We start from the raw sequence: 16,324 nt of genomic DNA, 5'->3' as shown, positions 1-16,324 counted from the left end.
TGAACCTTAAGCACAGGGCATCGTAGTGGTGTTTTGCGCTTAAGGTTTTACTGTTTATAAAAATAAAGGAAAACAGGATGGCTAGGCTAGGTTATTCAATAACAATTAATGGGTTAGAGGACGACACTCTGGTTGTTCGTGGTTTCGAAGGACAAGAGTCGTTATCGGACAGTATGTTTAAGGGCAAACCTTGCTACGGCTTTCAATACCGTGTGGAATTGGCGAGCCGCAAGTCAGACATCACTCCCGATTTGGTTGTTGATCATGTCGCTGAGTTAACCATGTACCGTGACGATGTGTTGGTACAGCGCATCAACGGTGTGGTGCGTAAATTCAGCCAAGGCGATATTGGCCATAACTACACCTTTTACGAAATTACCTTAGTCCCAGCGCTGGAGCGATTATCTCTGCGCCAAAATAGCCGCCTGTTCCAACTAAAAACCGTTCCTGAAATCATTTCTACCTTGCTGCAAGAAATGAACATCACCGACTATGCGTTTGATGTGCAGCGTGAATGCGCTCAACGTGAGTTTTGTGTGCAATACCGAGAAACGGATCTCGCATTTCTCCACCGTCTCGCTGCTGAAGAGGGGCTGGTGTATAGCTTTGTCCATGAAGAGGGCAAACATACCGTATTGTTTACCGATGCAACGTCAAGTTTACCGTCTATTACCGATGCCATTCCTTACAACACGCTAGCTGGTGGTGTTAATGACACGCCTTATATTTGGCAATTTGCCGCGCACACCCAAAGCGAAGTCGCCACCACGGCCATGCAGGATTACAGCTTCAAAAAGCCGGCGTATTCCTTTGCTCAAAGTGCTCAAGGCATCTCAATGGATTACCAACTGGCCGATTATGAACACTTTGATGCGCCAGGACGTTTTAAAGATGATGTAAGTGGGAAAGCATTTACCCAAATTCGCCAAGAGTACCTGCGCCGCAACGCTCAAATAGTGATTGGTAAGAGTAATCAGCAACTGATGCGTGCTGGGTATCTATTTACTCTCTCAGACCACCTTAACGAGGCGATGAATCAAAGTTATGTCACTGTGCTGATTCAGCATCAAGGCAAACAGCCGCAAGCAGTGGAAGAAGAGGGCGGTAGCGGCTCAACTACTTATGTGAACCAATTTAAAGCGATTCCATCGACGTTTACATGGCGCGCGACACCGCAGCCAAAACCCCAAGTGGATGGCCCGATGATGGCGTTTGTCGTGGGGCCAGAAGGGGAAGAGATCTTCTGTGATGAATTTGGCCGGGTAAAAGTGCACTTTCCATGGGACCGCTATTCCAATGCAAACGAGCAGAGTTCGTGTTGGGTGCGAGTGTCGCAAGGTTGGGCTGGCCCACAATATGGCACGCTGGCGATCCCTCGTATTGGTCATGAAGTGATTGTGTCATTCCTTAATGGTGACCCAGACCAGCCAATCATTACTGGCAGAACCTATCATGCCACCAATACGCATCCATACACACTACCTGACAACAAAACTAAAACCGTATTGCGCACCGAAACCCACCAAGGGGAAGGTTACAACGAAGTGAGTTTTGAAGACCAATCAGGTAGTGAGAAGATTTTTGTTCATGCGCAGAAAGACTACGAAGCTTTGGTAGAAAACGACCATAGCCAAGTCATCAACCATGACAAACATCTCACCGTCGACAACGATGTCATTACTAAGGTCAAAAATAACCAACACCTGACGATCAAAGGCGAATCACGCACTAACATCACTAAAAATAACAGTATTTATGCCGATGGCTCAATACAGCAGAAGGTGGGCGATAAGACCATCATCGACTCTGGTAGTGAAGTGCATCTAAAAGCGGGCAACAAAATAGTACTCGACGGTGGTGATGAACTTACCATCTCGGCATCAGGCAGTTTTATCAAATTAGACGCCTCCGGCGTCACCGTTGTGGGGTCAGCAATTAATCTGAACTCCGGCGGTAGCGCGGGCGCAGGGTCAGGCTACGCAGGATTAACCGCCAAACTACCTACGTCAATCGCAGAAGCGGTGGCACTGGTAGCCACCGAGGCGGAGAGTGTGGTGGCATTAACACCTGCCGATCCAAAACTCTATACGCTAGCGAATCCCGCATTAATTAGTGTTGAAGCCCTAGAACAAATTTCAGCTGCTAATGTACCATTGGCAAAAATGTGTCAAAAACAGGCTGATGGGAGCTGTTTACGTACTGATTGCAAATGTATTCATTCTGAGGAGGATGCATGAGCTTATTTAGTCAAATGAAAACAGCTCAAGGTCAGCAATGGTTGGTTGTTGATAAGGTAAGAGTGCCAGATATAGAAAAATTGGCCTATCTACACATTCCTAATGTGGAAGTTGTTCAATTGTTTAAAGGTACTCCTTTTGAACATTTAAATGAGATTGGTCCCGTTGCGATTAAGTATACAGCGGTAAGAGAGTTTGAGACGTTGTTACAGCAAAATTCTGATTTCAGAACAAGTTGTGTCCTATTCTCGGTACGTCATAGCTGTGAAGAAGAGGTCTTAATTCAACATTTCCAAGCTCTGCACTATGTCATTATTGATGATGCACCACTGTTTTTTCGGTTTTATGCTGAACCTACTTGGGAAATTGTTGAGAGTGGCATTAGTGATGAGGATGTTAATACGATATTGGGACCGTTTGATGCCCTAAGCTGGATAGATAGTAACCTGATTGTTAAAACAATAAAACGAAAAGAAAATAATATAAACAAAAAAATAAAATTACCTTATAAATTAACGTCAAACTTTGGTAAGGAATTAATATAATTATGGCTAGTGAATATAAGAAGTATACTATTGAGAAAGGTGACTGCCTTTCATTATTAGCACAGAAATTTAATGTTACCGTTGACGAGTTAAAAGAACTTAATTCTGAGCAAATTAAAAATATCGATTTAATTTATACAGGAAATGAGATTAATGTTCCTGGCGGTAGTCCAAATCAGCCAATAAAAGATGGTGCGACCACGGACCTTCCTAGCCCTCCATCTGACTGTGCCTCAGGGAATGATCTGTGTAGTTCTTCTCCTGACTATGTTGATATTCTCTATGTTCCAGCACATCCTAAAACAGGGAAAAAAAGCTACTACGCAATAACCAAAGCCGCTCAAACAGCCATATTGCAGGAACAGAAAACTCTTGTTAGTGCGATACATCCAAATGACAGTGAGAAAACGCTTCAAGATCTTAATGATTTAGGAGTATTTGCGAACTTTTATACTTCTCCACATGGTAGATTTTTAGATAGTAACGAACGGGATCGATATGATTACCTTGTTATTGCATTAAAGACAATACAATCAGGAGCTTATCAAAAAAAAGATGGTTTCTTAGAGAACTTGTCTGAACAAGAGCTAAGTCAAGATGATTTTGCATTTCTATATCATGAACAACTAGAAAAGTATGAGCTACAAATTGAATTAACGAATAATCCTAGTTATTGGGGATTAGCGTATGGTGGCTCTTCTGCAATCGAACACGTAAAAAAAACGGCGAAACTTGAAAAAAATAAAGAAAAAGCAAGACAGAGAATAAAAGATAAGTTAATTAATGACTTAGAAAGAAAAATAAAATCTTTTGAAGATAAAGCACAAAAGAATGCTGCAAGAATAGAGACAGATGATGGTTCTTATTACGTATATGATAAGGATAGAAAGTATTACACCAGTAATACTGAAAAAGAAATTGAGTCTTTATTTAAATACATAATTCAAAGTAAAATTAATAATAAAATTTACTTTGAATCTTTTACTGATGATGCAATATCATTGTCTTCCCATCGTGAAGCGGATAGAAAAATTAAAGATTTTAATGATCTAATATTCACTTCGCTACCAGATAATCGGGATAAAGAGTTTAAAGAAAAGTTAAAGTCACTAAATACTCATGGTTTTGTAATAAAAGAACAATGCTTAACCTATGATGAATTAGAAGGTAGTAACGATGATCTTCGAGGACCTAAAACTTTCAGGCAGGAATTTGATGATTGGCGAGAAGAGGGGGCAAAAGGGTCTGGATTACCGATAGAAATTGCAGAAGCTGAGAGTCTAATTGATAAACTCTTTAATGATATCAGCGTGGATTTCTCCAAAATAAGTAAACGAGATCTTAGTGGTCGTATTACTCTTACGGATGAAGATGCTTTAGATCGGATGCTACAGGAAACTGGTGCAGATAAATGGGCCTATTATCCTTCAATAGCCTTAATTAAGGTTATTGATGCTACATTTATTAAATGGAATTCTGATATTAAAAGCTTGCTAGGAGACAATTCAAATAAAAATTCTAATAATGGGAAGTTTCCACTACCTAAGATATTTTCTGGTTTACTTTGGGTGAAAAAGATTGCCCAAGAGAGAATTAAAAGAATAAAGAAACTAGCTGAGGAACGAGCTAATAAAAATCAGAATATAAAATTTTTGAATGATTTCATTGAACCCAAAAGATCATTTGTTGTTATTTGGGATGATTCAGATTATATAGCAAAGAAAAAGCAAGAGTCTGCGATTAAAAAAGGTAATGATTTTATAAGAGTCATCGAATGTGTCCTAATGTCAGAAGGAACATTAGGTTGGGTTCGTGGTCCAGGTTGGTATTTACCAGAAAGTGATACTGATTTAATTAGTGCAAAAGGGCATGTAAAAGAAATTACAAAAAATGTTTCAGTAGTTAGTAAGTTATCGGGTAATTCATCATTAAAAGGTAAGCAAGCATTAACAAATCTAACAAGTGCCATTAAGGTAATAAAGTCAGACTTTTCAAGCGCTTCCTTAAAATCGATGAAAGAAAATGTTATTGGTGGTAAGTTTTTATTAAATCCGTATAACCTTACTAATAAAAAAGAAATTGTTGATAGTGCTTTTTGGTCGAATAACTACCATTGGGAAGATGGGCTAGGTCCTAATAAAATTGATTCTCAATATGTTGTTGATGCATCAGCACAGCTACTGCGTTTTACGGCCAGTTCTCAAGAAAATTTAAATGTTCCGCTGAGCAAATTTAAAAGTTTTGAACCGAATAGTAATATGGAATTTTCTGGTCAAATGAACATGTCATTTGATCTCTTTCATAGTCAAATGCGATTTGATGCTTGGTATCCTATACAAAAATATAAACAAAGTAATACAGACAATAACGGACAAGAGTTTTCTCTATATTACAATACAACAGACAGTAATAAGCCTGAGAAGTATTCGTTAGGTTACTTTTTCTTTCATCTATCTGCAGTAATTTACGCAACTGCAGCTGCAAGTATTGCTGTATCAAGGAATGTTCAGTTTGGTTTTGCTGATACAGCGGATGGCAAAATTGGCGTGAGAGGTAGTGCCTATTCTGAAAGTGATTATGTTTCGGAAGATGGGGCTGAACCCAAATTCAAAAAATACGAAAGAACCCGTATCAATGTGCCTAATAGTAGCAAAAATACAAATCTAGTAGCAGTGGATGCCGACTTTAAAGTTGATATGTTTGCTGGTGTTGAAACTGGAGGAATGATTGAGGGAGAGATATATTGGCAGCCTCCTCAAGTGAGTTTCAATGGATATGAGATTAAGGATAAAATCATGCGCTTGGGTAAGTTGTCCGCTCAAGCAGCGGTAAGCTATGGAGCTGGATTATCTGCTGAGTTTCGTATAACACTTCACAATGGTGCGATTTATATGATCGTTGCTGCTACATGGGTTACCGGGCCTGGCGCATCAGGAAAGATAGCAATCGAATTAGATTATCTGAGCATTGATAGGCTTTTTAAACACATTCTAAATGTTTACTACCAAAATGGATTTGAATCACTAAGTAGTGTCGGTGAGTATAACAGTACCTTAGTGAATAAAAATACCCCACAACTTAAAGACTTAAATAACCTATTAACCAGTGCGCTGTTTTTGGGCTTGAGTGTTGGAGAGGTTTTATTATTGCCCGTTAAGTTTTTGGATCATATGACTTATGAAAATTTGAAGGAAGACTATGGTCCGATGTTAGCAAGCAATATCATCGATAAAGAGAATCAAAAAAGTACGCAAATGTGGGTGCAGCAGCTATCACCAGAGGTGTTAGCTAAGTTATTGGATTGTTTGTCTGATGTGGATGGTCTTTCTGCATTAACCATTGAAAATGCGAAACGATTAGTTGAGAAGCTCGACGCAATAGTGAAAGTATTAGGATGGATCAAAGATAAATCAGGACAAGATGAAATAAACACCTATCAGCAGTATGAAATCACGATGAGTCTGATTGGTGGGGATGGTAACCTTAGTAATATTACTTATGTAAGATGGTATAATATATACAAAGGCTGGATAAAAATATCTAGAGTTGTAGCTATGTTAAATAAAATTGAAAAATATGCCATTGATTATCTGAAATCTTCCATTATTATTAATCCTGCTTTAAAGAAAAACATGTTGGATATTCGAGATTATCTTGCAGGTGATCTTAGAGATTTGCGTTTAAAATATAATACAGTATGTGGTACTCTTTCTAAAAATATAGACTTATATTATAAAGGCGATTGTAATTTTATTGATTTCATTTTTAGTGGATATAACCTAGAGAGTAAAATAAATTACAATGAAGTGATAGTAATTGGCAAGGAATCTTCTAGAGATACTGATGAAGACAAGTTATCTAGGTGTGAACTATTAGATAAAATTAAAAATGAAAAATGGATAAATAAAAAATGGCTTATTTAAATAGAAAAAAAAGATGGTTCGTTCTCATCATAACAATAACATGTACCATGATATCTTTGGCTGGTTGTAAAAGTGAAAAGAAAAAAGAACCTTTTAAAAGTGACGAAAGCGTAATACTTAATTTTATCGATAATAATAAAAACAAGACAGTCGATTATTATGCTTCTAGTTCCTATAAGCCAAGTGATGTTTTGTATGAGCCAGTTTTAGCGATACAGAGAAAGCGTTGGGATATCGCAATCCCATTATTAGAGAAATTAGTGAAAGAAAAAAATCCGGATGCTATGTATTGGTTGGCTTCTATTTCTGGCGGAAGTGTATTTTCAGGATCTAAAATGGCGAAGCTGTTTAAAGAATCGGCTCTCCTTGGGAATCCTTATGCTGCTCTTAGATTAGATGTTAGTTCACAGGATTGTGACTCATATCTTCATGGCTATTGTAACGAAAAATGGGGTAAGTACGCGCGGACTATTTTGGAAAAAAGAGCTAAGGAGGGGGATGTTAAAGCCGAGTATCATCTAGCCATATTAAATGGGGCTCGTTATATAGATACATTAGACTTGGCATTGAGAAATGCAGATGATAGTTATTTCTACCCTTTATATAAATATATTTCCTATAATACAAGTTTGACGTTAGATATACGAAAATCATTGTATGATCTTATGATAAGAAATTATTATCCTCCAGTGGCTAGATTAATGAATGCTAATCTTGAGTTTGACATGTTAGATTATTCTTTCTATCGTTCTAGTTTAGAGTATTTAAATGTATCTGGTGGTGTTTGGATATCTATGCTTAGTATAAATGATAAGTTGTATGAAAATAATCAAGAAAGAAAGTACATTAAGAATATTATTTTATCTGACTGTGTTCGTGAAATTATTAAAAATTCCAAATCACTTCAAGGACCATTTTATGTGACTGATATTGGCGATATCGATGATTCCGTTGATTATTATAATTCAATGTTAGAAGGAAATAGTTTAGCTAAGATATCAAGTGAGGAAGAGTCTAGTATAAAGAATGAAGCAGTAAAGCTAGCTAACGAAATGAAACCAATAATTTATATTGATGAGTTTTATTATGAGCCATAATTAAAAATATAGATAAGAGTTTATTAAATAGTTATCAGGTTAGCAGGAAATTAAGGGGGTATTCCTGCACTTTTCCTGTCTACTAATTATGGGCTATTTGCATCTCAAGCACAGAAATTGGCGTAGGTAGGGAAAAACTAGTCGATCATTGAAAATAGATTATGCTGTGCCTTGTATAACGTCATCTATATAGGCAATGCCCGTGATTTATATGAAGTAGTTCTCGGGCGTTTAGCTCATTCATTCCTAATATGCCGAAATTAAAACGTTTTATCTAATAGAAAACCTCGGATAACAATCTAACAAAAAGAATACACGGCTACTTAATATTAATAGATTTTATACTCTTAAATGTAATCTAAGGCATGAGAAGCGTATCATTAGTTTGTGCGTGACGGTGTGGAAAAATGCTATTTATAAGTTAGATAAAGATGATAAACAATCAGTTGACTTACGAATAATGAGAAACTTTTTAAACGAGTTAATTATTGGTAATAAGGATTAAAAATGACTAACACATTGTTTTTCGCAGGACAGAAAAAGAACAAATATGTTAAGGGTAGCCTATTTTTAAGTCCTATACCTGTAAAAACTAATGTCCCACTTTATAGTAATGAAGATGTTATTTTGAATAAGGATGATGTTACTCTTGAGATTGGAGGAACATCAGGTATTATATTCCATACTCAATTGAATTATTTTCTTTTTATTTTTGCCGCTCTTGTTTGCTGTTTACTCCCTCTTTACTTAATCGGCGGATTGTCGGGTATGATTGATTCCTCAATGCATACTGAATTTATTAATGGGGATTATGAGAGAAAATTTAGTCTATACGACTTTATTGGGGCTATTCTAATCTGTTTTGGCCCATTTACAGTCTTTACATCAATCAGCCTCTACAACATATTTAGTTTTCACATCATGTCTAGAAGGATCTTACCAATTCGTTTTAATCGACAACGTCGAGAAGTGATATTTAGCATTTGGAATAAAGAGACTAAGTCGACGGAGTATCGTTTTTTCCCTTGGGAGCGGGTGTGTGCATTAGTGGGCGGGCAGACTTTTCTATCGACAGCAGGCGTGGCGACATCATCTGGCCTCTTAATTGGTGTAAGTGATGAGGAAAACGAAGAGCAAATGTGGTCGGGGATGAGCTTTAGTGCGATTAGTGAGCTTCATGCTGCGGGTATGTGGGAAATGATCCGTTGCTTTATGGAAGAACCTAACGGTTATAAAAAAATCGGTAATCCAAGGCCTTATACTCTCGATGGTTTGATTGAGGAATATTGTCAAAGCAAAAACATTGATAAAAAGGACTTTCCTCTCAGTACCAAGGTATGGTGGATTCTAAACGGCACTTATCTCGGCGTGCTTCGCATCAAGTGGGAACAAAAATCCATGATGAATCGAGCGGTCAAATATCCCGAAATTGCCGAATGGAGCAAACCTCTCCCCGAAAGTGAATGGGCCAAACCCAGCGAAGAGTTGTGCTACTACAACCGCATGCTTGAGCAAAATGATTACGCGATGGGAGATACCATCTTCAATGTCGGCGACATTCGTGAAAAATACCGTTACAAACCAAAGTAGACACTGTTTCTGATTCTTCGATGAACATATTCTCTTTTAAACCCGATCAATTATGGTGATTGATCGGGTTTTTTATTGCTAGCGCATTTAGATGATGGATCTTTTCTCTCGAATCATCTTGTCGTCATGAGGACATTACATAGCGTTTTGAGAAACAAGATGCTTTCCCGCGAGGCGTAGGCTAACTCTGATGACGTTGCATAGTGATGACGTAAGTCATGACCGATAAATTCCTGTGGCGGGATTTGGGCAGCGTTGCGTATCAGATGCTTAATGCAAGGAGGCTGCATGTCTGCACACGTTCAAGGTCAAATAGCTAGGCCAAGATTATTCTTAGCTATATTGCCGATCGCATTAACGATCGGAATGCTTAGTATACAACTCTTTTATTTTGATGACTTTACGCCGCACACACCACTAGCCATCGGTATTGTGGTGACTTGTGTTATCGCTTGGTGTCGAGGTTATCGCTGGAAATCGATGGAAAAAGGTTTATTCCATGTGATTCAAGTGGCGACATCGGCCATCCTTATCATGTTAATTATAGGCATGATCATCGGCAGTTGGATTGCCAGTGGCACCGTTCCTATGATGATTTATTATGGATTTCAGATACTCACACCACAAACCTTCCTCGCGGCGGCAATGCTGCTGTGCTCGATCATTTCCGTCTCTTTAGGGACATCATGGACCACAACGGCAACTGTAGGGTTGGCATTGATGGGCGTGGGGGACGGTTTTGGTATTCCGATGTACTGGACTGCTGGAGCGGTTGTCTCTGGCGCTTTTTTCGGTGATAAAATGTCACCCCTTTCGGATACGACCAATCTTGCTCCCGCGGTCACAGGGACACATCTTTTCGCGCATATTCGCAATATGTTGCCCACGACCGTTCCTGCACTATTTATTGCCTTTTTAGTTTATGTTTTTGTCGGTTTTACCATGATCGACGCGACACAAGTGGATCCGATTAAAATTCAAGCCATGAGCGATGCGCTGCAGCAACACTTTACGTTCAACTGGGTTGTCTTGATGCCTGCTGTTGTGGTGTTTGCGTTAGCAATACTCAAGATGCCAGCTATTCCTAGTTTGATGGTCAGCGTGTTGTGTAGTTCTGCTATTGCCATGTACGTTCAAGGTGTCTCGATTCATGAGGCGCTTGGTTACTTACAAAGTGGATTTAGTATTGAAACAGGCAATAGTAACGCGGATGCCTTGCTTAATCGTGGCGGCATTCAATCTATGGCGTGGATCTTAACTTTGGTGCTGATTGCTCTCGCGCTCGGAGGTGTACTTGAGCAAACACGCTGCTTAGAAACGATCGTACTGAGTATTATGAGCCGAGTCCGCACTATTTTTGGTTTGCAAGTCGCTTCGACGTTAACCGCTGCTGGTACGAATTTGGTGGCGGGCGATCCCTACTTGTCGATTGCGTTGCCGGGCAGAATGTACAGCCAAGCATATCGAGGCATGGGGTATTCCACCTTGTGCTTATCTCGCTCTGTAGAAGAGGGGGGAACATTGTTATCGCCGCTTATTCCTTGGAACGCAGGTGGTGCCTTAGTGATTCAGTCTTTAGGTCTGGGGATCGCACAGGGACATACTGAGAACCTACTTTATATTGTTTGTGCGATTGCCTGTTGGATGTCGCCACTACTGGGCATTATCTATGCGTATTTTGGTAAGTTTTGCCCTAAAGCGACAGAAGAGGAGAAGTTACAGTGGCATACGAATAACGAACTGATAATGACGCTCCCACAGAGCCAAACCTCTCACTTGGCTAACTCTATCAGTCATGCATGATGATGTGTTGGACGTAATGCATTTTATATCGGTGATGTGCGTGAAACATATCGACTTGCCATCGCGTAAATAGTGTTCTTGAACACATCAACCTTTCTAGCCCCGCTCTAAGTTTTAGAGCGGGGCTGCATTTTTATTAAGCCGTAACTTCTCGTTGTTCTGGCACTTTCCTGCGCATTTGCTAGTTTTGGTAATAGGGAATGTTACCCCTTATGCCATTTATCCCTTAACTATGACGTCGAAAACATCATGTAAATAGGTCCTAGCAGCATGAATGATATGTTTGCCCATGAGAATGGTTTTGAAACGGTTTTTAGAGATTCAAAAGATGGTCTTGCGATTCTTAAAGATGATATGTTCGTCGACTGTAATCAGTCGATGCTCGATATTGTTGGAGCATCGACGCGAGAGCAGTTCGTCGGTTTTACCCCATTCGATTTTTCTCCAGAGTTACAGCCTGATGGTAGACGATCTGATGAAAAAGGGATGGAAATGATCAAACAGTGCCTAGATACAGGCAGTGTACGGTTTGAGTGGGTGCATAAAAAACTGAACGGTAATGAGTTTTGGGCTGAAGTGATTATCACGAAAATGGTGCTTAACAATGAAGTGGTTTTACACACTAATTGGCGAGATATCACCGAGAAGAAAACGCTTGAACTGGAAACTCAAGTGCAAAAAGAGACATTTGAAACGTTATTTAATGAATCAGAAGATGGTTTATGTTTGCTGACCACTGAGCGCTATTTTGACTGTAATAAAGCGTTTGTTAGCCTGTTTGGAGCGAGTCGTAAAACAGAGATTGTTGGTATCACTCCTATTGATTTATCGCCCAAATATCAGCCTGACGGACGCCTCTCGGCTGAAAAAGCCGTTGAGATCATCAATACAGCTTTTACCCAAGGGACGATTCGTTTTGAATGGGTACATAAAAAGTTCGATGGCACTGAGTTTTGGTGTGAGATCATCTTGTTCAAAATCACGATTAAAGACACGGAAGTGTTGTATGCCATTACCCGAGATATTTCCGAGAAAAAAGCATTACAGCTTGAAATCGCTGAGCAAAAATCGACTCTTGAAACCCTATTTAACAAGTCAAAAGATGGCTTAAGTATCATTGCTGATGGTGTTTTTTCTGATTGTAATGACTCTTTTTTAACGCTGTTTGGCTTTTCGAAAAAAGAAGAGGTGATTGGTCTAAACCCTTTAGAAGTGTCATCTGAGTTTCAAGGTGAGGGGGGGGAGCCTTCTGTGACGGCGGCGGAAAAGCGCATGTCAGACGCTTTTATCCAAGGCTCAACACGATTTGAATGGCTACATCGGAGGCAAGATGGTACGGATTTTTGGGGAGAAGTGATTCTTACTAAAGTGACGATCAAAGATTCTGATGTGCTCTATGGAATAACACGAGACATCTCTGAGAAGCGCAAATTGGAAATTGAGGTTTTTGAAAGGAATATTGAGTTGAAAGCCTCTAACGACAACTTGGAAAAAAGCATTGATAATTTAAAAGAGACACAGGCAAAGTTAGTCGAGTCGGAGAAAATGGCGAGTCTTGGTTCTTTGGTCGCAGGGGTTGCACATGAGATTAACACCCCCGTGGGAATTGGTTTGACAGGCGTCACTCAATGGATCGATCAGTGCAATGTTCTCAATAAACGTTATCAAGATGGCAGTTTAACGGAAGCCGATTTTGAAGAGTTTATTAACGATGCGCGAGAAATCTCGAATATTGTTCATAAGAACTTAGAGCGTACCGCGCATCTTGTGAGAAGCTTTAAGCAAGTGGCTGTGGACCAAACCAGTGAAGAAGATCGCCAAGTGAATCTCAAACATTATTTCGAGGAAGTGGTGTTTAGCCTTGCGTCGGTCCTGCGTAAATCCAATGCGCAAGTCACGATTGAATGCCCTGACGATTTTATTATCTTGACGAACCCGGGTCTGTTGTCTCAAGTGTTGACAAATTTAATCGTCAATTCTGTTACTCATGGATTTTCTGACCGTCAATCTGGTCAGATTAAGATGGTGATTACAGAGGTAACTAAGACAGAGTTTCGTATTGATTATCAGGATGATGGAAAGGGAATTAGTAAAGAACATGTGCCTAAGATCTTTGATCCCTTCTTTACGACCAAACGGGGAACGGGCGGTACGGGATTAGGTTTGAACATTGTTTACAATATTATTACTAATGTGCTCGGTGGCTCCATTGTTTGCCACAGTACTGAGGGGCAAGGCGCTCAATTCATCATTCAATTTAGTGTTTCTGACCGGATCAATTAAACATGGGCCAAGTGATTGGCCCATTTGCAGTTGGTTGTTTAGTGATAGGGTTACAGCTGCTCTGCTAATACCGCCTCAGCTTCTTTCTGACGTTTGGTTTTCGCAGTGTAAGCGATTGCCATTGCACATACCCAAACTGGCAGCAGATACACTGATAGGCGCATGCCTGGGATCATAAACATGATTACTAGGATGCCAGCTAGGAAGAACAAACAAATCCAGTTAGTGATTGGGTAGCCCCATGATGGATATTGTGTTTTCTCACGAGCTTTGATTTTGGCTAGTTTGAACTTCATGTGAGTAATGGTGATCACAATCCAGTTAAGAACCAGAGCGGATACTACCAGCGCCATTAGGAAGCCAAAGGCTTCACCCGGCATAAAGTAGTTAATCAATACGCAGAAGCCAGTAGAAATGGCGGATACTAACAGCGCTGCCAGCGGCACACCGCGACGGTTCACTTTTAGCATGGCTTTGGGGGCGTTACCTTGTTTCGCAAGGCCATACATCATGCGGCTGTTACTATATACACAGCTGTTGTATACCGATAGCGCTGCGGTCAGGATGATCACGTTCAGCACGTTAGCCACCCAATCGCTGTTTAGCGCGTGGAAAATCATCACGAATGGGCTGCCACCTTCTGCCACTTTTTGCCAAGGGTAAAGAGACAAAAGCACGACCAATGAACCGATATAAAACAGCAGAATACGGTAAATCACTTGATTGGTTGCTCGAGGAATACTTTTCTCTGGGTGCTCTGCTTCTGCAGCGGTAATACCAATTAGCTCCAGACCACCAAATGAGAACATGATGGCCGCCATCGCCATCGTCAAACCGCTCACTCCGTGAGGGAAGAAGCCGCCGTTTTGCCATAGGTTCGCGATGGTTGATGTATCGCTATCGGCAAACACAAGAATGTATGCGCCGTAGGCAATCATGCCAACAATGGCGAGCACTTTAATGATGGAAAACCAGAATTCAAGCTCGCCAAACATTTTTACGTTGGTGAGGTTGATAGCGTTAATCACGACAAAAAACACCAATGCCGAAACCCAAGTTGGAATGTCTGGCCACCAGTATTGAACGTAAATACCGATTGCTGTGAGCTCGGCCATACCGACAAGAATATAAAGTACCCAGTAGTTCCAGCCAGATAGGAAACCTGCGAAATCATGCCAATATTTGCCCGCAAAATGGCTAAAAGTGCCTGCAACAGGCTCTTCAACGACCATTTCGCCGAGCTGACGCATGATAAAGAAAGCAATTAAACCAGCGACGGCGTATCCAAGAAGTACAGAAGGGCCAGCTGATTGAATGGTTTGGGCTATACCCAAAAATAAGCCAGTACCAATTGCACCGCCTAGGGCGATCAATTGGATATGACGGTTTTTTAAGCCCCGTTTTAGTGGAGCATGAGAGTCACTTCCCTGCATTTCTACGATCCTGTTAAAAAGTGAATTCCCCTCAATATTGTTATTGGGTTTCTTGAGGGAGCAATATAACGAACAATCTCTATGCGAATCATTCTGTTATCAAAATGGGTTAGCAAGTCATATGCCATCGTGCTCACTTGCTCTATTTTTGATGAAAATTCGGCAATTTTGCAGAGTTTGGCGACTAACCAGAAGGGATTATGCGAAATATCTTAGATGGAGGGAAGAATGAAAAAACAACATTCTGCACTAAAATGGTGTTATCTTGGATCTATTTGGTGCGTAAATTGCTCTAATGATACATTGCTAATGTATATTAAGAGTAATGCATGCATATTGTGGTTGGGATATTGGAGTTTGGTGCGAAATGTATGCTTGAGGATTATTTGATGACGAGTAGGTTTAAATGCTGAAAATATCGCCATTACTGGCGTATATTTTCAGCGCACGCGCATTAGAACAGATTTAGACTCGAAAGTACAAAGATACCTATCGTACATGTCAGCAAGGAAAATACTGTGGTCACCGCAATAATATTGGCGGCGAGGGTATAGTTACCACCCATAGCTCGCGCCATCACATAGCTGGCAGCGGCTGCAGGAGCGGAACTCATCAAGAAGATGATTCCCAACTCTTGTCCTTTGAATCCGCAAAGAACGCCACCAAGAGTAATAAAGATCGGTGCAAAGATAAGCTTATTCATGCTTGAGAACCAAGTAGGGCCTTTATCTTTGTTCATTGCTTTAAGATCCAGTGACCCCCCAGTACAAAGCAGTGCCAATGGCAGTGTCATATTGGCGAAATAATGCCCGGCATCAGAGATGACTTTGGGGATTGGGATAGAAAGAGCATAAAAGATAAGCCCTGCCACAATGGAAATGATCAGTGGGTTCTTGCGTAGCGTATTAAGCATGACTTTAAATAGTTGAGAGCCACTGTTGTTCCCTTTAGGAGTTAAAGTGATAACGGCTTGAATGTTATACAGCATCGTTGTTGCAGCGACATAAATCGCAGCAAGAGCAACTCCTGAATTACCGTAAGCATTGGCAACATACGCTAAGCCAACAATCGCGGAATTTGAACGAAATCCCCCTTGAATGATGACCCCTTGATCTGCTGCGTTTTTGAAAAACTTCTTGGTGGTAAATGTCGAAAAGAGAAAGAAAATAATGTTAGCGACAACACCAAAAATAACAAAAGACATGCTGTTCGAAAAGTCGTGATTGGCTTGCACAATGCTCAAGAAAAGTAGAGCGGGTAAGGTTACTTGAAACACGACTTTTGACGCGACATCAATGAAGTTTTCATTGATGAGTTCTATACGCTTAAAAAAGACGCCTAGTGCAAGCATAAGGCAGGTTGGACCGGTGATCGAGACTGAAAAAGCCAATTGGTCTAAAAACGATGGCATGG

The 16,324-nt window shown here is 40.3% G+C and carries 9 protein-coding genes; 7 read left to right on the top strand and 2 right to left on the bottom strand.

Annotated elements, in window-relative coordinates; all coding sequences use genetic code 11:
• The first annotated feature begins 77 nt into the window (after nucleotides 1-77).
• The 7 genes from OCV11_RS24865 (at nucleotide 78) to OCV11_RS24835 (ending at nucleotide 13,478) form a co-directional block, all read left to right on the top strand.
• A complete protein-coding gene (locus OCV11_RS24865; protein WP_261897130.1) occupies nucleotides 78-2,237 on the top strand; it encodes a type VI secretion system Vgr family protein in 2,160 nt (719 codons plus the stop codon).
• On the top strand, nucleotides 2,234-2,782 hold the full coding sequence (locus tag OCV11_RS24860) for a DUF4123 domain-containing protein (RefSeq protein ID WP_261897129.1): 549 nt from the start codon (nucleotides 2,234-2,236) through the stop codon (nucleotides 2,780-2,782). The genes OCV11_RS24865 and OCV11_RS24860 overlap by 4 nt, the downstream gene beginning before the upstream one ends.
• A gap of 2 nt (nucleotides 2,783-2,784) precedes the next feature.
• Nucleotides 2,785-6,705: a LysM peptidoglycan-binding domain-containing protein gene (locus tag OCV11_RS24855; RefSeq protein ID WP_261897128.1), complete on the top strand. Its 3,921-nt coding sequence runs from the start codon at nucleotides 2,785-2,787 to the stop codon at nucleotides 6,703-6,705.
• Complete coding sequence (locus OCV11_RS24850) at nucleotides 6,693-7,802, top strand: SEL1-like repeat protein (protein ID WP_261897127.1); 1,110 nt, start codon at nucleotides 6,693-6,695, stop codon at nucleotides 7,800-7,802. The genes OCV11_RS24855 and OCV11_RS24850 overlap by 13 nt, the downstream gene beginning before the upstream one ends.
• A gap of 507 nt (nucleotides 7,803-8,309) precedes the next feature.
• Nucleotides 8,310-9,392, top strand: a complete 1,083-nt coding sequence (locus OCV11_RS24845) for a hypothetical protein (protein ID WP_261897126.1) — start codon at nucleotides 8,310-8,312, stop codon at nucleotides 9,390-9,392.
• Between the two features lie 288 nt (nucleotides 9,393-9,680).
• Nucleotides 9,681-11,195, top strand: coding sequence for a Na+/H+ antiporter NhaC (gene nhaC, locus OCV11_RS24840; protein ID WP_261897125.1), 1,515 nt, complete (start codon nucleotides 9,681-9,683; stop codon nucleotides 11,193-11,195).
• 270 nt (nucleotides 11,196-11,465) lie between these two features.
• On the top strand, nucleotides 11,466-13,478 hold the full coding sequence (locus tag OCV11_RS24835; protein WP_261897124.1) for a PAS domain-containing protein: 2,013 nt from the start codon (nucleotides 11,466-11,468) through the stop codon (nucleotides 13,476-13,478).
• A gap of 50 nt (nucleotides 13,479-13,528) precedes the next feature.
• Here OCV11_RS24835 and OCV11_RS24830 read toward each other — a convergent pair whose 3' ends face one another.
• On the bottom strand, nucleotides 13,529-14,911 hold the full coding sequence (locus tag OCV11_RS24830) for an amino acid permease (RefSeq protein ID WP_261897123.1): 1,383 nt from the start codon (nucleotides 14,909-14,911) through the stop codon (nucleotides 13,529-13,531).
• Between the two features lie 454 nt (nucleotides 14,912-15,365).
• Nucleotides 15,366-16,322 (bottom strand): AEC family transporter, encoded by a 957-nt coding sequence (locus tag OCV11_RS24825; RefSeq protein WP_261897122.1) that lies wholly within the window; start codon nucleotides 16,320-16,322, stop codon nucleotides 15,366-15,368.
• Between the last annotated feature and the right edge of the window lie 2 nt (nucleotides 16,323-16,324).

Source organism: Vibrio porteresiae DSM 19223, assembly GCF_024347055.1.
Classification (GTDB): Bacteria; Pseudomonadota; Gammaproteobacteria; order Enterobacterales; family Vibrionaceae; genus Vibrio; species Vibrio porteresiae.
Note: the sequence above shows the minus strand (reverse complement) of the source record. Positions and strands in the feature narration are given on the sequence as shown.